Genomic DNA, 21,690 nt, shown 5'->3' with positions numbered 1-21,690 from the left:
GCGGTTGGGTGTGGTTGGAGTTGTTGACCCCGGCCGGGTCCTCCCGCGGCACCGTCCGCGGCTCGGGGTTGTCGACACGGGCCCGGGGCTCCGGCCCCCTTCGCCGTGCCCCGGGCCGGCGCCGCGAAAGTCGAAGGCTTCGTCCCGATCCAAGCCAGGCGGCCTCCGGGAGACCGGACCGGCGTCTGCAGTGACGCCCGCCGGGTGTCGCAGCGGCTCCCGGGGCGGGCCCGAGGTCAGCGCGGCTCTCACGGCCTCGGGTGCGACACCGTGACATTCCGCGATCCGGTGGGTGCCGGGGCGGATCCCTCTGACGCGAGCGACAGTTCGGCCCAGACGGTCTTGCGCGGGGTGGGCCCTGGTGTCACGCCCCAACGGTCCGCGAACGCGTTCACGAGGAGCAGGCCGCGGCCCGACTCGATGTCGGCCCCTGGCACACCGAGTCGGGGAAGCCGGTCACCCACGGTGTCCGTCACCTCGATGCGGAGGGTGTCGCCGACGACGTACAGCGTGAGGCGGAAGTCCCGTCCCGGTACCCGGCCGTGCGTCGCCGCGTTGGTCGCGAGCTCGGCGACGATCTGGTCCGCCGGACTCAACGGCAACCCCCAGGCGCGGAGTTGTTCGGTCGCCAGCAGCCTCCCCAGACGGGCGCCGCGTGGCGTGGGGGACAGCAGCACGCTGAAGTTGCGGACGGGTTCGACGCGTTGGGCTTCGAGCCCGGCGGTTTCCTGATTCACGTCACTCAGCGTGTCCGACCCCGCCTACGGTGAGCTGCGAAGACGCCGGTGCGTACCGGCATTGTCCGGTCGTTGTCCTGATCTGTCCCGGCTGTCCTGGGTGTCGTACGGGAACGGTGGGCGTTGGAGGTGGGTGGGTGTGAGCAATGAGAGCGCGGACGAGCCGGGGTGGGACGTGAGCCCCGAGGACGAGATCGCCCCGGTGGTCGAGGCGACCGGTCGCCAGGTCAGGCTCTGGCGGGAGGCGGCCGGGATGCGGGTGGTCGAGTTCGGGCGGGCCATCGGGTACGGGGAGGACCTGGTCCGCAAGGTGGAGCGCGGCGCCCGGATTCCCCGGGCGGACTTCCTGGACCGCGCGGACGACGTCCTGCACGCGGGCGGACGTCTCCGGGCGTTCAAGGAGGACATGGAGAAGGCCCGGTACCCGAAGAAGATCCGCGAGCTGAAGATGCTGGAGGAGCGGGCGGTCGAGCTGCTGCTGTACAGCAACCACAACATCCATGGGTTGTTGCAGACGGAGGAGTACGCGCGGGCACTGTTCGGCACATGGAGGCCCACGCTGTCGCAGGATGAGTTGGAACGGGCTGTGGCCGCGCGCACGGCCAGGCAGTCCGTTTTTGACCGCTCGCCCGCGCCGGAATTCAGCTTCGTACAGGAAGAGGTGACCCTGCGTCGTCCGGTCGGAGGCACAATGGTGCTCCGGCGGCAGCTCGAACACCTGCTGGAGGTAGCTCAGTTGACGCATGTCGAGCTCCAAGTGATGCCCATTGCGCGAGCCGATCATCCGGGTGCGGCTGGGCGGATTCAGGTGCTGAAGTTCGGGGACGGCACGGCAGTGGGACGTACCGACGACGAGTTCAACGGGCGCCCGGTCTCTGACCCGAGGCAGCTCCGGATTCTCGAATTGAGGTACGGCATCATCAGGGCCCAAGCCCTCACCCCGAGGGAGTCGTTGACCTTCATCGAGCAAGTGCTGGGAGAGACATGATCCATGTGACCTCCCCCGAGAACCCCTCGGGGCTGATGTGGTTCAAGAGCAGCTACAGCAGCAGCAGCGAAGCCGGCGACTGTGTCGAAGTCGCTCTGGAGTGGCGCAAGAGCAGCTACAGCGACAGCAGCAACCCCAGTGACTGCGTCGAAATGGCCCCCACCCCCACCACGATCCACATCCGAGACTCCAAGAACCCGGGCGGCGCCCGGCTGGCCATGGCCCCCGCGGCCTGGACGGCGTTCGTCGGGTTCGCCGCTCAGAGTTGACCGGGGGAGCGGAGATCCACCCGCAGAGCTACGCCCGTACCGTGTTCGCCGCCCTGGGCGGAATCGTCGAGATCGGCGCGGTGAACCACACCGGTACCTGGGATCTGGCAGAGGCCTCGGTGGAGGCATTCCTGACGCCCAGGGGCGAGGACATCGCCCGGATCATGGCGGCGGTCCGGACGATCGGTCGGTTCGACGACCCTGTCATGGCCATCTCGGACGAGCTGGGGTACCTGCGCGAGCACCCGGTCGAGGCGCCGTTCATGCTGCTCTGGTCGGCGGGCATCACCTGGGACCCGGAGTCGGCGGACGACCCCGCGTATCTGGCGGCTCCGCCGATGGTGCGCCGGATGTGCCGGATGGGCGCGGACCTCCAACTGGTCAACCTGCTGGACGCCTTGGTGACCGCCGGCATCGCGGCCGGGGTGGACGCCGAGGAGGGCGGGGACCTGGCGGCCGGGGTCACCCGTATCGCCTGTGAGCTCGTGGGCGACGCCGGGCGCAGCGCTCCGGAGGGCGTGTTCCGTATGTGGCGGGTGGCCCGTCTGCCGGGCACCCTGCGTCCGGACTCCGGTGCGCCGGAGTACGGCAAGGCGGGATACAGGGCGTACGACGCGGAACTGGAGCGGTTGCTCGCGCCGCTCTGAGGTCCGCCCGGAGACCGGCTACTGCATGTTCTGCACGTGCGGATGGTCGTACGAGGCCACGCACACGTAGATCTGCATGCTGTAGCTGCGGCCGATGTCGAGCCGGGTGGCGCAGGCCGGGCCGAGGAAGTGCAGGCCGTCGTAGCCGGCGTCCTCCAGGGGGCGCCAGCTCCCGGTGCCGCCGTCCCATTCGGAGCCGTCGACGGTGAGCAGGGGGCGCACGTCCGAGCCGCACTCGGGGCAGGACATCGGGAACGGGTCGCTGAAGCTCCAGGGGCCGTGGCCGCCGAGCTTGCAGCCGGGGGCGACGCTGAGGTCGTACTGGTAGTCGACGACCTCGATGCCGTCCTCGGCGTCCGGGTTCTGTTCCTCCTCCCACGCCTCGATCCGGTCCGCCAGTTCCTCGGGCAGTTCGTGCGGGGCCGGGTACTCGGTGACCGTCTCGGGGTGGAGCAGGCAGGGCTCGGGCAGGTAGTCGCTGTTGCCGATCACCGAGGGGTCGGGGGCCGCGGGGAGCGGGTCGGTGACGGCGGCGGAGGCCCGCCAGTACAGCTCGGCGGCGGGGAGGTGGTCCTCGTCGTGGTCGAACGGGCACCAGAGCACCTGGAGCAGGTCGGTGCCGGCCGGGCGGGGCAGCGCGGGGATGTCGGCGGCGTAGAGCTGGGCCACGGGGATGAGCGGGACCGGGCCGTCCTGCGGTATCGGCTCCTTGGCTCCCGCCCGGTCGACGATCACGCGCTCCTCCGCGGTGAGCAGGTCCGCTCCCTCCGCGCGCGGCCGGGTCCAGGCGTCGGCGAGGATGCGCCGCCGCTGCCGTACGTCGTCGGGGACGAGACCGCGGTGCGTGGGCGCGTCGTGGTCCGCGCAGGTCGGCCACGGCTCGTCGGCGGGCCACAGCAGGGGACCGCCGATCGAACTGTCCGCGACCGTCGGCGCACCCGGACGCGGATGCAACCGCACGGCGGTACGAGCCAGCGGTGCGAGCTCGGGGAACAGCGCGGTGACGTCGAGGGGCCGCGGGGGAGTGGTGCGGGACATGAGGACGAGGCTACGGCCCCAACCGGCGCTGTGATCAGGGGAAGTGATGCATGGACCCCGGCCGGATCGGTCTCGGTGACGCCGGCAGAAGCGGTTCCGTGGTCGCGGTGCCATGGGTCGGCCCCGTCCCTGATTCCATTCCGCGTCGCGGTCGTCGTACCAAACCGGTGTTCCCTGTAAGTTCGCTCGTGCGTACGGGTGTTGTTGAGGCGGGCGTGACGGGGGTTGCGGCATGGCGGGGAATCGGCCGGGTGACTGGCATGTGCTGGATCTGGACAAGGATCCGACGCCGGGTGATCCGGACCGGGTGCGGAAGCTGTCGAAGGATCTGCTCGATTTCGCCGATGACGTGTCGGACGCGTTGCGGCTGATCAAGGGGATGGCGGACGAGGACGCGGTTCTGCAATGGGCGGGGAAGTCGGCGGAGGCGTTCCAGTCCGAGTTCTCGGGTGTGCCGAAGCAGTTGAAGAAGCTGAAGAAGTCGTACGAGATGGCGGGGGACGCGCTCGGGGACTACTGGCCGAAGCTGGAGCGGGCGCAGGCGCTGGCGGACAAGGCGCTCGCGAAGGGGCGGGAGGCGCAGGCCGATCTGACGTCGGCCAAGTCCCGTCTCTCGTCGGCTGATTCGTGGGTCGGGCGGGCCAACAAGGAAGCGGACAAGTACAAGGACGATCCGACCGGCAGCAAGGACACCGAGAAGCCGGACGAGGCGAAGGTCCGCGCCGCCACGAGGGACGCGCAGCACGCCAAGTCGGCGCGGACCAGCGCCCAGTCGGACGTGACGGACGCGAGCGGCGCGCTGGACGCGGCGAAGAAGATGGCCGCGGACGCCCGCAAGATGCGGGAGGAGGCGGCGCGGGACGCGAAGTCGAAGATCGACGAGGCCTCGGACGCCGGGATCCACAACCGGAAGTGGTGGGAGGAGGTCGGGGACTGGTTCTCCGACAACTGGGACACCATCGTCACGGTGTGCAAGGTCGTCGTCGCCGTGCTGGGCATCATCGCGATGATCATCGGAGGGCCGATCCTCGGCGCGATCGTGCTGATCGCCGCGCTGGTCGTCCTCGCCGACACGCTCAACAAATACGCGAAGGGCCAGGCGTCCCTGTGGGACGTGGGCTTCGCGGCGCTGGACTGCATACCCGGCATGAAGGGGCTCACCACCCTCGGCGGTCTGGCCAAGGGCCTCAAGGGCGGCCTGGAGGCGATGAAGGGCCTCAGGGCAGGGCTCAAGGGGATGAGCCTGGCGGCTCGGGGGCTGGGCAAGAACGGCGCCCAGTACATGAAGGATCTCTTCAAGGGGCTGCGGTCGGGAGCCGGGGACGAGGCCAAGGCGGGCAAGGCCATGGAGGGCCGGTGCAAGGGCGGCGACCCCGTGGACATGATCACCGGCGAGATGCTGATGTCCCATACGGATGTCCGTCTTCCGGGCCTGCTCCCCCTGGCGATAGAGCGCCACCACGTTTCGAGTTTCCGATCCGGGCAGTGGTTCGGTCCGGCGTGGATGTCGACCTTCGACGAGCGTCTCGAACTCGACGCCGAGGGCGCCGTCTGCGCGAGCGCGGACGGCATGCTGCAGGTCTACCCCGTGCCCGAGCCCGGCAGCGCCGTACTACCGAGCCGTGGCCCGAGGCGCCCGCTGACCTGGGACGGAACTCCCGGCGGAGCCGTCACGATCAGTGACCCGCTGACGGGGCTGATCCGGCACTACGGGCCCGCGCTCGTGCCCGATTCCCCCGGCGCCGGCGGCGGAACGGCTGTCGTGCTCCCGCTTCGTGCCGTCACCGACCCCAACGGTCAGCGCATCGACTTCAGGCGGACCGCCGAGGGTGTGCCCGTCGCGGTCCACCATTCCGGCGGGTACCGGCTGGCCGTCGACACCGAGGACGGCCGGATCACGGCTCTGCGGCTCCTGGGGGACACCGGCGACGTGACCGGGTCGCACTCCGGCACGGTCCTGCGTACCTACCTCTACGAGGACGCCGAGCGGCATCTCACCGCGGTGGCCGATTCCATCGGTCGCCCGTACCGGCTGACGTACGACGAACTCGGCCGCATCACATCCTGGACCGACCGGAACGATCGCTGGTATCGCTACGCGTACGAGGGCGCCACCGACCGCGTGGTGCGCGGCACCGGGCAGGACGGCGCGATGTCCGCGCGGTTCGCCTACGACGACGCGTGGCGCGTCACCACGATGACCGACAGCCTCGGCCACCGCACCGACTACCACCACGACGAAGACCTCCACCTCACTCGTGTCGTCGACCCGCTGGGCTTCGCCGTGCACACCGAGTACGACGCGTACGGGCACTTGCTTTCCCGCACCGACGAACTGGGCAACACCACACGCCTCACCCTCGACGACCACGGTCAGCCGGTGCGCCTGGACCGGCCGGACGGCACCGGCGTCCAGGTGGCGTACGACGGCCTCCTGCCGGTCGCCGTCACGGAAGCCGACGGGGCTCGCCGGCAGTACACGTACGACGACCGGGGCAACCTGCTCGCCACCACCGACCCGCTGGGCGCGGTGAGTTCGTACACCTACGACGAACAAGGGCGCCGGACCACGGAGACCGACGCGCTGGGCAACGTGTTCCGGTACGACAGCGACGGGGCCGGGCTTCCGGTGGGGGTCGTCGATCCGCGTGGCAGCGTCGTCACCGTGCGCAGGGACGCGTACGGCCGTGTGGTGCGCATCGACGATCCGGTCGGAGGGACCGTCCGCCAGGGCTGGGACTCCGAGGGCCTGCTGCTGTGGCGCGAGCGCGCGGACGGCGGCAGGGAGACGTGGTCCTACGACGGGGAGGGCAACCTCACCGAGCACCGCGACGCGGGCGGTTCCACCACCGCGTTCGAGTACGGGGCGTTCGACAAGCCCACGGCCAGGACGGATCCGGACGGCACGCGCTACCTCTTCACCCACGACACCGAGATGCGGCTCACCGCCGTGACCAATCCGCTCGGCGACGAGTGGAGTTACCGCTACGACGCGGCGGGCTGCCTCGTCGCCGAGACCGACTTCGACCGCCGCACGCTCACCTACGTCTGCGACCCGACCGGCCGCCAGGTCGAGCGGGCGAACGGCAGCGGCCAGACCGTGAGGATGACCCGTGATGCCGAGGGGCGTGTGGTGGAGTCGCGCACCGGCGACGGCGCGGTCACGTTCCTGCGCTACGACGTGGCGGGGCGCCTGGTGGAGGCCTCGAACCCCGACAGCACCGTCGCCTACGGCTACGACGCGGTGGGCAGGATCGTCACCGAGACCGTCGACGGTCGGACCGTCACGAGTGTGTACGACCCGCTGGGCCGACGGGTACGGCGCACCACGCCCTCCGGCGCGACGTCGCGGTGGGCCTACGATTCCGCGGGCCTGCCCACCTCTCTCGTCACCGCGGGCGGCGAGCTGACCTTCACGCACGACGCCGCCGGCCGGGAAACCGCACGCGGTCTGGGCGCCGCCGCGACGCTGACGCAGTCCTGGGACCCGGGCCACCGGCTCGTCGAGCAGATCGTCCGGTCGGGGACTGCCGACGACGGCGGAACCGGTGGCGCGCACGTGCGCCAGTCCCGCTCCTACGCCTACCGCGCGGACGGTCACCTGACGGGGATCGCCGACCGGCTCGGCGGCAGCCGCAGGTTCGACCTCGACCGTGCGGGTCGCGTCACACGGGTGTCGGCCGAGACGTGGACCGAGTCCTACGCCTATGACGACCTCGGCAATCTCACCGCCGCCAGTCATCCGGCCCCCGGCGGGAAGGACGCCCAGGGCCCGGTGCGGCACTCCGGGACGACGGTCGAGTCGGCGGGCCGTACGGCGTACGAGCACGATGCCCAAGGGCGGGTGGCCCGTGTCATTCGACGGACGCTGTCCGGCCTGCGCAGGATCTGGACGTACACCTGGGACGCCGAGGACCGGCTCACCGAGGCGGCGACGCCCACCAGCGGTGTCTGGCGGTACCGCTACGACGCGCTCGGCCGGCGTACCTCCAAGCTCCGTGTGGCAGAGGACGGTTCGATCCTCGAAGAGATCCTCTTCACCTGGGACGGCACCAATCTCGCGGAGCAGCGGACGCTCCGTGACGACGTGGTCGAGACCGACACGTGGGACTGGGAGCCGGGCACCCATCGGGCGGCCGCCCAGGTGCGGAGCCGGTGGCGGGCCGAGGACCAGGACGACGTCGACAGGCGGTTCTACGCGATCGTCACCGACCTGGTCGGCACGCCCAGGGAACTCGTCGGCGAGGACGGCGCGATCGCCTGGCGGGCCGCCACCAGCCTGTGGGGAAGGCCGCTGGCCGGCGACGGCGGAGGGCTGTGCCCACTCGCCTTTCCCGGCCAGTACCGCGACCCGGAAACCGGCCTGCACTACAACCTGTCCCGCTACTACGACCCGGACACCGCGAGCTACCTCTCACCCGACCCGCTCGGGCTTGACCCCGCCCCCAACCATCACGCGTACGTCGGCAACCCCTTCCGATGGAGCGACCCGCTCGGCCTCGAGGACGACGAGCCGGTCCGCATCTACGACGACTCGACGTACGACAAGCATGGTTCGGGCAGCAATTCGTCGGCCAAGGGCGAGATCGGTCGTGCCCCCGCAGACGGCCAGGCGGCGCTGGACCGGTCCATTCCCCTGGGCGACCCGAACAACCCGGCCGAATTCCGTCGCCTCGGTGTGGACCACGTGAACAACGAGATCGTGGTCCTCGATCGGCACGAGTACCGTACGGACAAGGACGGCAAGATCATCAAGGAGATCTACCACGGCCACGTGCAGGCCCGGTACCCGTCGAAGAGCGTCCGGGAGAACGACCTCACCAAGCTCGTGAAGTCCAAGATGATCAATAACAAGAAGAAGCAGAAGGTGCTCCCGCCCCCGTGCAACGGCTGACGGGCGAAAGAAGGAAGACTGTTCATGGCGGCCGAATGGGACTGGGAAACCGGCGAAGGTGTGTCGCATGTCGACGACCCCGCAGAGGTGGACGCCGCCTTCGCACGGGGCGAGTGGCCGCTCGGTTCAGCGGTGATCGGGTTGGCCTTCAACTGCGCGCTGGACGAAGCGTCGCCCCGGATCGTCAGAGCGATGCAACTGACGGACCCGAATCAACGGGCGTTGGCCTTCACCGCGGCGGGCGCGGCGGCAAGGATCAACGGCGAACTGACCGATGAGCTGTACGCAGCGCTGCAAGCTGAGGGCCGGGGCGCTTTCGCCGAGCATGCCATCAGGGACACCTTGAACTTCGTGCCGTTCCGGAAGCTGCCGTTGTGGTTCAAGTGGCAGATGGTGCGGACAGCCGTGGTGGACAAGCTGACGTACTGGCGGATGCTGTTCGTCGACGCGATCGAGGACGTCCGGCACGCGGTGGCCCGGCGCCGTTCGCGGGGTTGAACCAGATCAAAGAGCGGATTTCCCCGGGACGGTTTCGGGTTCGGCCGAGCCGGGTTTGATCTGCGTCACCTTAGGGGTACGATCCTCGGCTCGATTGGCCAGGGGGGTGTCCCGTATGGCAAACTAACGGGGTTGCTCGGTCGAGTGCCGATGCTGCGCGCCTCTCGTCGGGAGGACTGGAAGCGAGTCCCACAGTACTCGTCGCCCAATCTGTCGTCAGGCAGCACTGGGGCGGACGTACGGGAATCTTCCGGGAAGTGTCAGCGGGGTGCAGGCCAGGCGCCCGGTGGGTGTTCTCGCCCCCGGTCCTGCGGTTGCTTTCGGGCGGAGCCGTGTCCCTGGCTGGGAAATCCGTAACGGATATCTCTGTCGCCAGGAGCGCGACACACCCGACCGCGTGGGTCGGAGACAGAACGCGAACCCCCGAGTGCCAGAGCGTTTTAATCGAGACAAAGGACTACTGAGTAGCCATGGCGGGACAGAAGATCCGCATCCGGCTCAAGGCCTACGACCACGAGGTCATCGATTCCTCGGCGAAGAAGATCGTCGAGACGGTGACCCGCACTGGTGCGTCGGTCGCGGGCCCGGTGCCGCTGCCCACTGAGAAGAACGTGTACTGCGTCATCAAGTCGCCGCACAAGTACAAGGATTCTCGCGAGCACTTCGAGATGCGCACGCACAAGCGCCTCATCGACATCCTCGACCCCACGCCCAAGACCGTTGACTCCCTGATGCGACTCGACCTCCCGGCCGGTGTCGACATCGAGATCAAGCTCTAGGGATCGGTGATCTGAGAATGGCTAAGCAGATCAAGGGCATCCTCGGCGAGAAGCTCGGCATGACGCAGGTGTGGGACGAGAACAACCGTGTTGTTCCCGTCACCGTCGTCAAGGCCGGCCCGAACGTCGTGACCCAGGTCCGTACGAACGACGTCGACGGCTACGAGTCCGTCCAGATCGCGTTCGGCGAGATCGACCCGCGCAAGGTGAACAAGCCCCTCAAGGGCCACTTCGCGAAGGCCGATGTCACCCCCCGCCGCCACCTTGTCGAGATCCGTACCGCTGACGCCAGCGAGTACACCCTCGGCCAGGAGATCACCGCTGAGGTGTTCGAGGCCGGCATCAAGGTGGACGTGACCGGCAACAGCAAGGGCAAGGGCTTCGCCGGTGTCATGAAGCGTCACAACTTCAAGGGCCTCGGCGCCGGACACGGTGTCCAGCGCAAGCACCGCTCCCCCGGCTCCATCGGTGGCTGTGCCACCCCGGGCCGTGTGTTCAAGGGCGTCCGCATGGCGGGCCGCATGGGCAACGAGCGGGTCACCACCCAGAACCTGACCGTTCACGCCGTTGACGCGGAGAAGGGCCTGCTCCTCATCAAGGGAGCGATCCCTGGTCCGAACGGCGGCCTCGTCCTGGTCCGTACCGCGGCCAAGGGGGCCTGAGGACATGAGCACCATTGACATTCTGTCGCCCTCCGGCGACACCGCCGGGACTGTTGAGCTCCCGGCCGAGATCTTCGACGTCGAGAAGATCAGCATCCCGCTGCTTCACCAGGTTGTCGTCGCGCAGCTGGCCGCGGCCCGTCAGGGCACGCACAAGGTCAAGCGTCGTGGCGAGGTCCGTGGTGGTGGCCGCAAGCCTTACCGCCAGAAGGGCACCGGCCGCGCCCGTCAGGGTTCGACCCGCGCGCCGCAGTTCGCCGGCGGTGGCGTCGTCCACGGCCCCACCCCGCGTGACTACTCGCAGCGGACCCCGAAGAAGATGAAGGCCGCGGCCCTGCGCCACGCCCTCACCGACCGGGCCCGCAACGCTCGCATCCACGTCATCACCGGCGTGATCGAGGGCGAGACCCCCTCCACCAAGGCCGCGAAGAGCTTCCTCGGCAAGGTCAGCGAGCGCAAGAACGTGCTCCTGGTCATCGAGCGCTCCGACGAGGCCGCGCTGCTTTCCGCGCGCAACCTGCCCCAGGTCCACATCCTGGAGCCGGGCCAGCTGAACACGTACGACGTTCTCGTCTCGGACGACGTGGTCTTCACCCAGGCCGCTTTCGAGTCCTTCGTGTCTGGCCCCCAGGCCGCTGACACCGAAGGGAGCGAAGCCTGATGGCTACGCGTCACCCGAGCATCGCCTCGAAGGCCGCCAAGGCCAAGAAGGTCGCGCGCGTCGCCAAGGCGAAGCGCCACGAGGCCGAAGGCAAGAACACCGTCGAGACCCCGCTGAGCAAGAGCTTCACGGATCCCCGTGACGTCCTCCTCAAGCCGGTCGTCTCGGAGAAGAGCTACGCGCTTCTCGACGAGGGCAAGTACACCTTCGTCGTGGACCCGCGGGCCAACAAGACCCAGATCAAGCAGGCCGTCCAGGCGGTCTTCTCGGTCAAGGTCACCGGGGTCAACACGATCAACCGTCAGGGCAAGCGCAAGCGCACCAAGACGGGCTTCGGCAAGCGTGCCGACAGCAAGCGCGCGATCGTGACCCTCGCTGAGGGCGACCGTATCGACATCTTCGGCCAGGCCTCCTAACGGAGTGCCCTGGTCCGAATATCGGACGAGGACTGAGAAATGGGAATCCGCAAGTACAAGCCGACTACGCCGGGCCGTCGTGGCTCCAGCGTCGCCGACTTCGTCGAGGTCACGCGGTCCACGCCGGAGAAGTCGCTGGTTCGCCCCCTGCACAGCAAGGGCGGCCGTAACAATTCCGGTCGTGTGACCGTTCGCCACCAGGGTGGCGGACACAAGCGCGCCTACCGAGTGATCGACTTCCGTCGTCACGACAAGGACGGCGTGCCGGCGAAGGTCGCGCACATCGAGTACGACCCCAACCGCACCGCGCGCATCGCGCTGCTGCACTACGCGGACGGCGAGAAGCGCTACATCCTCGCCCCCCGCAACCTGTCGCAGGGTGACCGCGTCGAGAACGGTCCTGGGGCCGACATCAAGCCGGGCAACAACCTGGCGCTCCGCAACATCCCGGTCGGTACCACGATCCACGCGATCGAGATCCGTCCCGGTGGCGGCGCCAAGTTCGCCCGCTCCGCCGGTGCCTCGGTGCAGCTGCTCGCGAAGGAGGGCACGATGGCCCACCTTCGTATGCCTTCCGGCGAGATCCGTCTGGTCGACCAGCGCTGCCGCGCCACGGTCGGCGAGGTCGGCAACGCCGAGCAGAGCAACATCAACTGGGGTAAGGCCGGCCGTAAGCGCTGGCTGGGCGTTCGCCCGTCCGTCCGCGGTGTGGCGATGAACCCGGTTGACCACCCGCACGGTGGTGGTGAGGGCAAGACCTCCGGTGGTCGCCACCCGGTCTCCCCGTGGGGTCAGAAGGAGGGTCGTACTCGTTCGCCGAAGAAGGCTTCGAACAAGTACATCGTCCGCCGCCGCAAGACGAACAAGAAGCGCTAGGAGCGGGTTTAGATGCCGCGCAGTCTCAAGAAGGGACCCTTCGTCGACGGACACCTTGTAAAGAAGGTGGACGTACAGAACGAAGCCGGTACCAAGAACGTCATCAAGACCTGGTCCCGTCGCTCGATGATCATCCCGGCCATGCTCGGCCACACGATCGCGGTGCACAACGGCAAGACCCACATCCCGGTGTTTGTCACCGAGTCGATGGTCGGCCACAAGCTCGGCGAGTTCTCGCCGACGCGCACCTTCCGGGGTCACGTCAAGGACGACCGGAAGTCGAAGCGCCGCTAACGCGGGGTGGAATCGACCATGACAGACACTGGAAGGACAACCATGGAAGCCAGGGCCCAGGCGCGGTACATCCGCGTTACGCCCATGAAGGCCCGCCGAGTGGTGGACCTTATCCGTGGCATGGATGCCACGGAGGCTCAGGCGGTCCTGCGTTTCGCCCCGCAGGCCGCGAGCGTGCCGGTTGGCAAGGTGCTTGACAGCGCCATCGCCAACGCCGCGCACAACTACGACCACACCGACGCCGGCAGCCTTGTCATCTCTGAGGCGTACGTCGACGAGGGTCCGACCCTGAAGCGGTTCCGGCCGCGTGCCCAGGGCCGTGCCTACCGGATCCGCAAGCGGACCAGCCACATCACCGTGGTCGTCAGCAGCAAGGAAGGAACCCGGTAATGGGCCAGAAGGTTAACCCGCATGGGTTCCGGCTCGGCATCACCACGGACTTCAAGTCCCGTTGGTACGCCGACAAGCTGTACAAGGACTACGTCAAGGAAGACGTCGCCATCCGTCGGATGATGACGTCCGGCATGGAGCGCGCCGGCATCTCGAAGGTTGAGATCGAGCGCACCCGTGACCGTGTGCGGGTGGACATCCACACCGCGCGTCCGGGCATCGTCATCGGCCGCCGTGGCGCCGAGGCCGACCGCATCCGCGGTGACCTCGAGAAGCTCACGGGCAAGCAGGTCCAGCTGAACATCCTCGAGGTCAAGAGCCCCGAGACCGATGCTCAGCTCGTCGCCCAGGCCGTTGCCGAGCAGCTCTCCTCCCGCGTCTCCTTCCGTCGCGCCATGCGTAAGAGCATGCAGGGCACGATGAAGGCCGGCGCCAAGGGCATCAAGATCCAGTGCGGTGGCCGTCTCGGCGGCGCCGAGATGTCCCGCTCGGAGTTCTACCGCGAGGGCCGTGTGCCCCTGCACACGCTCCGCGCGAACGTCGACTACGGCTTCTTCGAGGCCAAGACGACCTTCGGCCGTATCGGTGTGAAGGTCTGGATCTACAAGGGCGACGTCAAGAACATCGCCGAGGTCCGCGCCGACAACGCCGCTGCCCGTGCGGGCAACCGCCCGGCCCGTGGTGGCGCCGAGCGCCCGGCCGGCCGTGGTGGCCGCGGTGGCGAGCGTGGCGGTCGCGGTCGTAAGCCGCAGCAGGCTCCGGCTGCCGAGGCCCCCAAGGCCGAGGCTCCCGCCGCCGCTCCGGCTGAGAGCACCGGAACGGAGGCCTGACCGACATGCTGATCCCCCGTAGGGTCAAGCACCGCAAGCAGCACCACCCGAAGCGCCGTGGTCAGGCCAAGGGCGGTACGCAGGTTTCGTTCGGCGAGTACGGCATTCAGGCCCTCACGCCGGCGTACGTGACGAACCGCCAGATCGAGGCCGCTCGTATCGCGATGACCCGCCACATCAAGCGTGGCGGCAAGGTCTGGATCAACATCTACCCGGACCGCCCGCTCACGAAGAAGCCTGCCGAGACCCGCATGGGTTCCGGTAAGGGTTCGCCCGAGTGGTGGATCGCGAACGTGCACCCGGGCCGGGTCATGTTCGAACTGTCCTACCCCAACGAGAAGATCGCCCGTGAGGCCCTCACTCGCGCAGCCCACAAGCTGCCGATGAAGTGCCGGATCGTCAAGCGCGAGGCAGGTGAAGCGTGATGTCGGCCGGTACCAAGGCGTCCGAGCTGCGCGAACTGGGTGACGAGGAGCTTCTCGCGAAGCTCCGCGAAGCCAAGGAAGAGCTGTTCAACCTCCGCTTCCAGGCGGCGACCGGTCAGCTCGAGAACCACGGTCGGCTCAAGGCCGTCCGCAAGGACATCGCGCGGATCTACACCCTGATGCGTGAGCGCGAGCTGGGCATCGAGACGGTGGAGAGCGCCTGATGAGCGAGAGCAACGTGACTGAGCAGAAGACCGACCGCGGATTCCGCAAGACCCGTGAGGGTCTGGTCGTCAGCGACAAGATGGACAAGACCGTCGTCGTCGCTGTCGAGGACCGCGTGAAGCACGCGCTGTACGGCAAGGTCATCCGCCGTACGAACAAGCTCAAGGCCCACGACGAGCAGAACGCCGCCGGCGTCGGCGACCGCGTCCTCCTGATGGAGACCCGGCCGCTGTCCTCGACGAAGCGCTGGCGCATCGTCGAGATCCTCGAGAAGGCCAAGTAAGTACCTCAGGGGTTTCCCTGAGGTTGGTTCCGCCAGGCTCGGGGCGGGGTCGTGCTGAACGACCCCGCCCCGGGAACCGGCAGACAAACAGGAGATAGACGTGATCCAGCAGGAGTCGCGACTGCGTGTCGCCGACAACACTGGTGCGAAGGAAATCCTTTGCATCCGTGTGCTCGGTGGCTCCGGTCGCCGCTACGCGGGCATCGGTGACGTGATCGTCGCCACCGTCAAGGACGCGATCCCCGGCGGCAATGTGAAGAAGGGTGACGTCGTCAAGGCTGTCATCGTTCGCACCGTCAAGGAGCGCCGCCGTCCGGACGGCTCGTACATCCGCTTCGACGAGAACGCCGCCGTCATTCTGAAGAACGACGGCGACCCTCGTGGCACCCGTATCTTCGGCCCCGTCGGCCGTGAGCTGCGCGAGAAGAAGTTCATGAAGATCATCTCGCTCGCGCCGGAGGTGCTGTAAGCATGAAGATCAAGAAGGGCGACCTGGTTCAGGTCATCACCGGTAAGGACAAGGGCAAGCAGGGCAAGGTCATTGCCGCTTACCCGCGCGACGAGCGCGTCCTGGTCGAGGGTGTCAACCGGGTCAAGAAGCACACGAAGGCCGGTCCGACCGCCAAGGGTTCTCAGGCCGGTGGCATCGTCACGACCGAGGCGCCCGTCCACGTCTCCAACGTCCAGCTGGTCGTTGAGAAGGACGGCAACAAGGTCGTCACGCGCGTCGGTTACCGCTTCGACGAAGAGGGCAACAAGATCCGCGTTGCCAAGCGGACGGGTGAGGACATCTGATGGCTACCACCACCACTCCGCGTCTCAAGACGAAGTACCGCGAGGAGATCGCGGCGAAGCTGCAGGAAGAGTTCTCCTACGAGAACGTCATGCAGACGCCGGGCCTCGTCAAGATCGTGGTCAACATGGGTGTCGGCGACGCCGCCCGTGACTCGAAGCTCATGGACGGTGCCGTCCGTGACCTGACCACGATCACCGGTCAGAAGCCGGCCATCACCAAGGCCCGCAAGTCCATCGCGCAGTTCAAGCTGCGTGAGGGTCAGCCGATCGGTGCCCACGTCACGCTCCGTGGCGACCGCATGTGGGAGTTCCTGGACCGCACCCTGTCGCTCGCGCTCCCGCGCATCCGCGACTTCCGTGGTCTGTCCCCCAAGCAGTTCGACGGCCGTGGCAACTACACCTTCGGTCTCACGGAGCAGGTCATGTTCCACGAGATCGACCAGGACAAGATCGACCGTACCCGGGGCATGGACATCACCGTGGTGACCACGGCGGCCAACGACGCTGAGGGCCGCGCCCTTCTCCGTCACCTCGGCTTCCCCTTCAAGGAGGCGTAAGCGAGATGGCGAAGAAGGCTCTGATTGCCAAGGCTGCTCGTAAGCCCAAGTTCGGTGTGCGTGGCTACACGCGCTGCCAGCGCTGCGGTCGTCCGCACTCCGTGTACCGCAAGTTCGGCCTGTGCCGCATCTGCCTTCGTGAGATGGCTCACCGTGGCGAGCTGCCGGGCGTGACCAAGAGTTCCTGGTAGTCCCTGTAATTCAGGGATCCAGGACTCTCGGTAAGTAAAGGGCTCTGTCAGGTGCCCATCTCTCCATGGCTTAGGCTAGGAGGGTTGGGCGCCTGACGCCCAGACGACTTACTACGCCGTAGGTCCCCGCACCGCACCCGTCCCGCCACTGAGTGGGGAGAGGGATGGCGCATACAGGAAACCCCGGCGAGAGAGGCCGAAGGCCAATTCATGACCATGACTGATCCCATCGCAGACATGCTTACCCGTCTGCGTAACGCGAACTCGGCGTACCACGACGATGTCGCGATGCCGCACAGCAAGATCAAGTCGCACATCGCAGAGATCCTCCAGCAGGAGGGCTTCATCACCGGCTGGAAGGTCGAGGACGCCGAGGTCGGCAAGAAGCTCGTCCTCGAGCTGAAGTTCGGCCCGAACCGTGAGCGCTCCATCGCGGGCATCAAGCGGATCTCGAAGCCGGGTCTGCGTGTGTACGCGAAGTCCACCTCCCTGCCCAGGGTGCTCGGTGGCCTCGGCGTGGCGATCATCTCCACGTCACACGGTCTCCTCACCGACAAGCAGGCCGGCAAGAAGGGCGTAGGCGGAGAAGTCCTCGCCTACGTCTGGTAGAAGGGAACGGAGGAAACAGCTATGTCGCGTATTGGCAAGCTCCCCATCACGGTTCCCGCCGGCGTGGACGTCACCATCGACGGCCGTACGGTCCAGGTGAAGGGCCCCAAGGGCTCCCTCTCCCACACCGTCGCGGCGCCGATCGAGGTCGCCAAGGGCGAGGACGGCATTCTCAATGTCACCCGCCCGAACGACGAGCGTCAGAACAAGGCCCTCCACGGCCTGTCCCGCACGCTGGTGGCGAACATGATCACCGGCGTGACCGCGGGTTACGTGAAGAAGCTCGAAATCAGCGGTGTCGGTTACCGCGTCCTGGCGAAGGGCTCCAACCTGGAGTTCTCGCTCGGCTACAGCCACTCGATCACGGTCGAGGCGCCCGAGGGCATCTCGTTCAAGGTCGAGAACCCGACGCACTTCTCGGTCGAGGGAATCGACAAGCAGAAGGTCGGCGAGGTTGCGGCCAACATCCGCAAGCTGCGCAAGCCCGACCCGTACAAGGCCAAGGGCGTCAAGTACGAGGGCGAAGTCGTCCGGCGCAAGGTCGGAAAGGCGGGTAAGTAAGCCATGGCATACGGTGTCAAGATTGCTAAGGGCGACGCTTACAAGCGTGCTGCCATCAAGCGTCGTCACATCCGCATCCGGAAGCACATCTCGGGTACGGCTGAGCGTCCGCGCCTGGTCGTGACGCGCTCCAACCGTCACATCGTGGCCCAGGTCATCGACGACGTTAAGGGTCACACCCTCGCGTCGGCGTCGACCCTGGACACCACGATCCGCGGTGGCGAGGCCGACAAGTCGGCTCAGGCGAAGTCGGTCGGCGCCCTGGTCGCCGAGCGCGCCAAGGCTGCCGGTGTCGAGGCTGTCGTATTCGACCGTGGTGGTAACCAGTACGCCGGGCGCATCGCCGCCCTGGCGGACGCCGCCCGCGAAGCCGGACTCAAGTTCTGAGTCGCCCGTCGCGCTAGCGACTTGATTGTCGCTGCGTAGCTAGCGGAAAAAGAGAGAGGTAATCCAATGGCTGGACCCCAGCGCCGTGGAAGCGGTGCCGGTGGCGGCGAGCGGCGGGACCGGAAGGGCCGTGACGGCGGCGCTGCTGCCGAGAAGACCGCGTACGTTGAGCGCGTTGTCGCGATCAACCGCGTCGCCAAGGTTGTGAAGGGTGGTCGTCGCTTCAGCTTCACCGCGCTTGTCGTGGTAGGCGATGGTGACGGCACCGTCGGTGTCGGTTACGGCAAGGCCAAGGAGGTGCCGGCCGCGATCGCCAAGGGTGTTGAAGAGGCCAAGAAGCACTTCTTCAAGGTCCCCCGTATCCAGGGCACCATCCCGCACCCGATCACGGGCGAGAAGGCCGCGGGCGTCGTCCTGCTCAAGCCTGCTTCCCCCGGTACCGGCGTTATCGCCGGTGGCCCGGTGCGAGCTGTCCTGGAGTGCGCCGGCGTTCACGACATCCTGTCGAAGTCGCTCGGCTCTTCCAACGCGATCAACATCGTGCACGCGACCGTGGCGGCCCTCAAGGGCCTGCAGCGTCCCGAGGAGATCGCGGCTCGCCGTGGTCTGCCCCTCGAGGACGTCGCCCCCGCGGCTCTCCTTCGTGCACGTGCCGGGGCGGGTGCGTAATGGCTCGCCTCAAGGTCACGCAGACGAAGTCGTACATCGGCAGCAAGCAGAACCACCGTGACACCCTGCGTTCCCTTGGTCTCAAGGGCATCAACACGCAGGTCGTCAAGGAGGACCGCCCCGAGTTCCGCGGAATGGTTCACACCGTCCGCCACCTCGTGACGGTCGAGGAGGTCGACTGATCATGGCGGAAAACAACCCGCTCAAGATCCACAACCTCCGTCCCGCCCCGGGCGCCAAGACCGCAAAGACCCGTGTTGGTCGTGGTGAGGCGTCGAAGGGTAAGACGGCTGGTCGTGGTACCAAGGGCACGAAGGCCCGCTACCAGGTTCCGGAGCGCTTCGAGGGTGGCCAGATGCCCCTCCACATGCGTCTTCCGAAGCTGAAGGGCTTCCGCAACCCGTTCAAGACCGAGTTCCAGGTCGTGAACCTCGACAAGCTGGGCGCGCTGTACCCGGAGGGTGGCGAGGTCACCGTCGAGGGTCTCGTCGCCAAGGGTGCCGTTCGCAAGAACAGCCTCGTCAAGGTCCTCGGCCAGGGCGAGATCTCCGTGGCGCTGCAGGTGACGGTCGACGCCGTCTCCGGCTCCGCCAAGGAGAAGATCACCGCCGCCGGCGGTACCGTCACCGAGCTCGTCTGATTTCAGCAGGCGTCTCGATGACCTGAACGATCCCGACCGGGGATGCCCCACATATGGGGCATCCCCGGTTGGTCGTTCCAAGGTGGGCAGTGTCGCCGGTAAGGTGGCCTGCACTGTTAATTTTCGTCCGGCGTGCCTCACGGGAACTCCGGGCGGGCTTTGACTGTTGGTTAGCTGTCAGTCATCCGTCGAACCTCAAGACTCACCCTCGGACGCGGTAGCGCGGGGGTCGCAGGAGGCACCGTGCTCACCGCGTTCGCCCGGGCGTTCAGGACGCCCGACCTGCGCAAAAAGCTGCTCTTCACGCTCGCCATCATCGTGGTCTACCGGGTCGGTACCCATATCCCGATCCCCGGCGTGGACTACAAGAACGTCCAGTCGTGCATGGACATGGCCGACACGAACCGCGGTCTGTTCAGCCTGATCAACATGTTCAGTGGCGGCGCGCTGCTGCAGATCACGATCTTCGCGCTCGGCATCATGCCGTACATCACGGCGAGCATCATTCTCCAGCTGCTCACCGTGGTGATCCCGCGACTCGAAGCCCTCAAGAAGGAGGGCTCGGCCGGCACGGCGAAGATCACGCAGTACACCCGCTACCTGACGGTCGCGCTCGCCATCCTGCAGGGCACGGGCCTCGTGGCCACCGCTCGCAGCGGCGCCCTGTTCTCGGGCTGCCCCGTGGCCAACCAGATCGTTCCGGACCAGTCGATCTTCACCACGATCACGATGGTCGTCACGATGACCGCCGGTACCTGTGTCGTCATGTGGCTCGGTGAGCTCATCACCGACCGCGGCATCGGCAACGGCATGTCGATCCTGATGTTCATCTCGATCGCCGCGACCTTCCCGAGCGCGCTGTGGACCGTCAAGATCCAGGGCAAGCTGGCCGGTGGCTGGATCGAGTTCGGCACCGTCATCGCCGTGGGTCTGTGCATGGTCGGTCTGGTGGTCTTCGTCGAGCAGGCGCAGCGCCGGATTCCCGTCCAGTACGCGAAGCGCATGATCGGCCGCCGTTCCTACGGTGGCACCTCGACCTACATTCCGTTGAAGGTCAACCAGGCAGGTGTGATTCCTGTCATCTTCGCGTCTTCGCTGCTCTACATTCCGAGCCTGATCGCCCAGTTCTCCAAGGGGAACTCGGAGTGGAAAACCTGGGTCACGAACAACCTGACCAAGGGTGATCACCCGATTTACATCACCATGTACTTCCTTCTGATCGTGTTCTTCGCGTTCTTCTACGTGGCGATCTCGTTCAACCCCGAGGAAGTCGCCGACAACATGAAGAAGTATGGTGGCTTCATCCCGGGCATCCGGGCTGGCCGGCCGACCGCTGAGTACCTCAGCTACGTACTCAACCGGATCACCTGGCCGGGTTCGCTGTATCTGGGGCTGATCGCTCTCGTGCCGACGGTGGCGTTGGTTGGTTTCGGGGCAAACCAGAACTTCCCGTTCGGTGGCACCAGCATCCTCATCATCGTGGGTGTGGGCCTTGAGACGGTGAAGCAGATCGAGAGTCAGCTTCAGCAGCGCAATTACGAAGGGTTCCTCCGCTGATGCGAATCGTCCTCGTCGGGCCGCCCGGTGCCGGGAAGGGAACGCAGGCCGCGTTCCTCGCCAAGAATCTGGCGATCCCGCACATCTCAACGGGCGACCTGTTCCGCGCCAACATCTCTCAGCAGACGGAGCTCGGCAAGCTGGCGAAGTCCTACATGGACAAGGGCGAACTGGTACCGGACGAGGTCACCATCGCCATGGCCAAGGACCGCATGGAGCAGCCCGACGCGGAGAACGGCTTCCTGCTCGACGGTTTCCCGCGCAACGTCTCGCAGGCCGAGGCGCTGGACGAGATGCTGAGCAGCGAGAGCATGAAGCTGGACGCGGTGCTGGACCTGGAGGTCCCCGAGGACGAGGTGGTCCGCCGTATCGCGGGCCGTCGCATCTGCCGCAACGACTCCTCGCACGTCTTCCACGTGTCGTACAAGGCGCCGAAGCAGGAAGGCGTCTGTGACGTCTGCGGCGGCGAGCTGTACCAGCGTGACGACGACTCCGAGGAGACCGTCCGTACGCGGCTGGAGGTCTACCACACGCAGACCGAGCCGATCATCGACTACTACCGTGCCCAGAACCTGGTCGTCACGATCCCGGCGCTCGGCAAGGTGGAAGACGTCACGGCGCGCTCGATGGAGGCGCTGGCCCGCGAGGACGCCTAGTCCCCGCGGTCCGCTCCGCGGTACGCACGTACCGCGGGGAGCGTGAAGATGTACGTCGCATCGGGCCGGGGGGGGGGGGGCCCGCGCGGGCGGGCGCCCGGCTGGCGCGGGGCGCCGGCGGGGGGCGCGGCCGGGCGCGGGGGGGGCGGCCGGCGA

30 protein-coding genes are annotated in these 21,690 nt (G+C 67.2%); 28 read left to right on the top strand and 2 right to left on the bottom strand.

All coding sequences use genetic code 11. The features are described 5' to 3' along the window. Positions 1-248 precede the first annotated feature (248 nt). Positions 249-737: an ATP-binding protein gene (locus ACFXGX_RS14535; RefSeq protein ID WP_384789831.1), complete on the bottom strand. Its 489-nt coding sequence runs from the start codon at positions 735-737 to the stop codon at positions 249-251. 175 nt (positions 738-912) lie between these two features. On the opposite strand from ACFXGX_RS14535, the gene ACFXGX_RS14530 reads away from it, so the two are divergent. Genes ACFXGX_RS14530 through ACFXGX_RS14520 form a run of 3 tightly spaced genes read left to right on the top strand, consistent with a single transcriptional unit; the run spans position 913 to position 2,641 of the window. Further along, positions 913-1,725 carry a helix-turn-helix domain-containing protein gene (locus ACFXGX_RS14530; protein WP_384789829.1) on the top strand — a complete coding sequence of 271 codons (813 nt, stop codon included), beginning with the start codon at positions 913-915 and terminating at the stop codon, positions 1,723-1,725. Then, positions 1,722-1,994 carry a DUF397 domain-containing protein gene (locus ACFXGX_RS14525; RefSeq protein ID WP_384789826.1) on the top strand — a complete coding sequence of 91 codons (273 nt, stop codon included), beginning with the start codon at positions 1,722-1,724 and terminating at the stop codon, positions 1,992-1,994. The genes ACFXGX_RS14530 and ACFXGX_RS14525 overlap by 4 nt, the downstream gene beginning before the upstream one ends. Then, positions 1,991-2,641 (top strand): hypothetical protein, encoded by a 651-nt coding sequence (locus ACFXGX_RS14520; RefSeq protein WP_384789823.1) that lies wholly within the window; start codon positions 1,991-1,993, stop codon positions 2,639-2,641. Before ACFXGX_RS14525 ends, ACFXGX_RS14520 begins: the two co-directional genes overlap by 4 nt. 18 nt (positions 2,642-2,659) lie before the next feature. On the opposite strand, the gene ACFXGX_RS14515 is transcribed toward ACFXGX_RS14520, so the two are convergent. Continuing rightward, complete coding sequence (locus ACFXGX_RS14515; protein WP_384789820.1) at positions 2,660-3,679, bottom strand: hypothetical protein; 1,020 nt, start codon at positions 3,677-3,679, stop codon at positions 2,660-2,662. Between the two features lie 232 nt (positions 3,680-3,911). Between ACFXGX_RS14515 and ACFXGX_RS14510 the strand changes: the two genes are divergently transcribed. From ACFXGX_RS14510 to ACFXGX_RS14390, 25 genes are all read left to right on the top strand, one after another. Continuing rightward, positions 3,912-8,573, top strand: coding sequence for a DUF6531 domain-containing protein (locus ACFXGX_RS14510; RefSeq protein ID WP_384789817.1), 4,662 nt, complete (start codon positions 3,912-3,914; stop codon positions 8,571-8,573). A gap of 24 nt (positions 8,574-8,597) precedes the next feature. Next, positions 8,598-9,071 (top strand): hypothetical protein, encoded by a 474-nt coding sequence (locus ACFXGX_RS14505; RefSeq protein ID WP_384789814.1) that lies wholly within the window; start codon positions 8,598-8,600, stop codon positions 9,069-9,071. Positions 9,072-9,541: 470 nt separating this feature from the next. Then, positions 9,542-9,850 (top strand): 30S ribosomal protein S10, encoded by a 309-nt coding sequence (gene rpsJ / locus ACFXGX_RS14500; protein WP_003948644.1) that lies wholly within the window; start codon positions 9,542-9,544, stop codon positions 9,848-9,850. Positions 9,851-9,867: 17 nt separating this feature from the next. Continuing rightward, on the top strand, positions 9,868-10,512 hold the full coding sequence (rplC, locus tag ACFXGX_RS14495) for a 50S ribosomal protein L3 (RefSeq protein WP_339130939.1): 645 nt from the start codon (positions 9,868-9,870) through the stop codon (positions 10,510-10,512). 4 nt (positions 10,513-10,516) lie between these two features. After that, a complete protein-coding gene (gene rplD / locus ACFXGX_RS14490) occupies positions 10,517-11,173 on the top strand; it encodes a 50S ribosomal protein L4 (RefSeq protein WP_037627000.1) in 657 nt (218 codons plus the stop codon). After that, entirely contained in the window at positions 11,173-11,589 is a 417-nt protein-coding gene (gene rplW / locus ACFXGX_RS14485) for a 50S ribosomal protein L23 (RefSeq protein WP_189190335.1), read from the top strand. Before rplD ends, rplW begins: the two co-directional genes overlap by 1 nt. A 39-nt stretch (positions 11,590-11,628) precedes the next feature. Then, positions 11,629-12,465 carry a 50S ribosomal protein L2 gene (gene rplB / locus ACFXGX_RS14480; RefSeq protein WP_153289116.1) on the top strand — a complete coding sequence of 279 codons (837 nt, stop codon included), beginning with the start codon at positions 11,629-11,631 and terminating at the stop codon, positions 12,463-12,465. A gap of 12 nt (positions 12,466-12,477) precedes the next feature. After that, positions 12,478-12,759 (top strand): 30S ribosomal protein S19, encoded by a 282-nt coding sequence (rpsS, locus tag ACFXGX_RS14475; protein WP_024755409.1) that lies wholly within the window; start codon positions 12,478-12,480, stop codon positions 12,757-12,759. Positions 12,760-12,801: 42 nt separating this feature from the next. Next, positions 12,802-13,149 (top strand): 50S ribosomal protein L22, encoded by a 348-nt coding sequence (rplV, locus tag ACFXGX_RS14470; protein WP_006604878.1) that lies wholly within the window; start codon positions 12,802-12,804, stop codon positions 13,147-13,149. Beyond that, positions 13,149-13,979, top strand: a complete 831-nt coding sequence (rpsC, locus tag ACFXGX_RS14465) for a 30S ribosomal protein S3 (protein ID WP_355760872.1) — start codon at positions 13,149-13,151, stop codon at positions 13,977-13,979. Before rplV ends, rpsC begins: the two co-directional genes overlap by 1 nt. 5 nt (positions 13,980-13,984) lie before the next feature. Continuing rightward, entirely contained in the window at positions 13,985-14,404 is a 420-nt protein-coding gene (gene rplP, locus ACFXGX_RS14460; protein WP_010986348.1) for a 50S ribosomal protein L16, read from the top strand. Next, positions 14,404-14,628 (top strand): 50S ribosomal protein L29, encoded by a 225-nt coding sequence (gene rpmC / locus ACFXGX_RS14455; protein ID WP_003998824.1) that lies wholly within the window; start codon positions 14,404-14,406, stop codon positions 14,626-14,628. Before rplP ends, rpmC begins: the two co-directional genes overlap by 1 nt. Beyond that, positions 14,628-14,912: a 30S ribosomal protein S17 gene (gene rpsQ, locus ACFXGX_RS14450; protein ID WP_266761752.1), complete on the top strand. Its 285-nt coding sequence runs from the start codon at positions 14,628-14,630 to the stop codon at positions 14,910-14,912. Before rpmC ends, rpsQ begins: the two co-directional genes overlap by 1 nt. Positions 14,913-15,012: 100 nt before the next feature. Then, positions 15,013-15,381 (top strand): 50S ribosomal protein L14, encoded by a 369-nt coding sequence (rplN, locus tag ACFXGX_RS14445; RefSeq protein ID WP_003998823.1) that lies wholly within the window; start codon positions 15,013-15,015, stop codon positions 15,379-15,381. 2 nt (positions 15,382-15,383) lie between these two features. After that, a complete protein-coding gene (rplX, locus tag ACFXGX_RS14440; RefSeq protein ID WP_328449240.1) occupies positions 15,384-15,707 on the top strand; it encodes a 50S ribosomal protein L24 in 324 nt (107 codons plus the stop codon). Continuing rightward, positions 15,707-16,264 carry a 50S ribosomal protein L5 gene (rplE, locus tag ACFXGX_RS14435; protein WP_355760879.1) on the top strand — a complete coding sequence of 186 codons (558 nt, stop codon included), beginning with the start codon at positions 15,707-15,709 and terminating at the stop codon, positions 16,262-16,264. Before rplX ends, rplE begins: the two co-directional genes overlap by 1 nt. A 5-nt stretch (positions 16,265-16,269) precedes the next feature. Continuing rightward, complete coding sequence (locus ACFXGX_RS14430) at positions 16,270-16,455, top strand: type Z 30S ribosomal protein S14 (protein WP_261705331.1); 186 nt, start codon at positions 16,270-16,272, stop codon at positions 16,453-16,455. A gap of 210 nt (positions 16,456-16,665) precedes the next feature. Continuing rightward, positions 16,666-17,064 (top strand): 30S ribosomal protein S8, encoded by a 399-nt coding sequence (gene rpsH, locus ACFXGX_RS14425; protein WP_261705332.1) that lies wholly within the window; start codon positions 16,666-16,668, stop codon positions 17,062-17,064. 21 nt (positions 17,065-17,085) lie between these two features. After that, positions 17,086-17,625, top strand: coding sequence for a 50S ribosomal protein L6 (gene rplF, locus ACFXGX_RS14420; protein WP_362408516.1), 540 nt, complete (start codon positions 17,086-17,088; stop codon positions 17,623-17,625). Between the two features lie 3 nt (positions 17,626-17,628). After that, the gene (gene rplR / locus ACFXGX_RS14415; RefSeq protein WP_060901491.1) at positions 17,629-18,012 is read left to right on the top strand and encodes a 50S ribosomal protein L18; all 384 of its coding nucleotides are present in this window, start codon (positions 17,629-17,631) and stop codon (positions 18,010-18,012) included. A 66-nt stretch (positions 18,013-18,078) separates the two neighbouring features. Beyond that, positions 18,079-18,681 carry a 30S ribosomal protein S5 gene (gene rpsE / locus ACFXGX_RS14410; protein WP_055513610.1) on the top strand — a complete coding sequence of 201 codons (603 nt, stop codon included), beginning with the start codon at positions 18,079-18,081 and terminating at the stop codon, positions 18,679-18,681. Continuing rightward, entirely contained in the window at positions 18,681-18,863 is a 183-nt protein-coding gene (rpmD, locus tag ACFXGX_RS14405; RefSeq protein WP_055553514.1) for a 50S ribosomal protein L30, read from the top strand. Before rpsE ends, rpmD begins: the two co-directional genes overlap by 1 nt. A gap of 2 nt (positions 18,864-18,865) precedes the next feature. Next, positions 18,866-19,321, top strand: coding sequence for a 50S ribosomal protein L15 (rplO, locus tag ACFXGX_RS14400; protein WP_189190330.1), 456 nt, complete (start codon positions 18,866-18,868; stop codon positions 19,319-19,321). A 243-nt stretch (positions 19,322-19,564) separates the two neighbouring features. Then, the gene (secY, locus tag ACFXGX_RS14395; RefSeq protein ID WP_384789798.1) at positions 19,565-20,878 is read left to right on the top strand and encodes a preprotein translocase subunit SecY; all 1,314 of its coding nucleotides are present in this window, start codon (positions 19,565-19,567) and stop codon (positions 20,876-20,878) included. Beyond that, complete coding sequence (locus ACFXGX_RS14390) at positions 20,878-21,534, top strand: adenylate kinase (protein WP_384789795.1); 657 nt, start codon at positions 20,878-20,880, stop codon at positions 21,532-21,534. Before secY ends, ACFXGX_RS14390 begins: the two co-directional genes overlap by 1 nt. Positions 21,535-21,690 lie beyond the last annotated feature (156 nt).

The organism is Streptomyces sp. NPDC059371, from assembly GCF_042751995.1.
GTDB lineage: Bacteria > Actinomycetota > Actinomycetes > Streptomycetales > Streptomycetaceae > Streptomyces.
The sequence above is the reverse complement of the archived record's forward strand: the minus strand, read 5'-3'. Positions and strand labels throughout refer to the sequence as shown.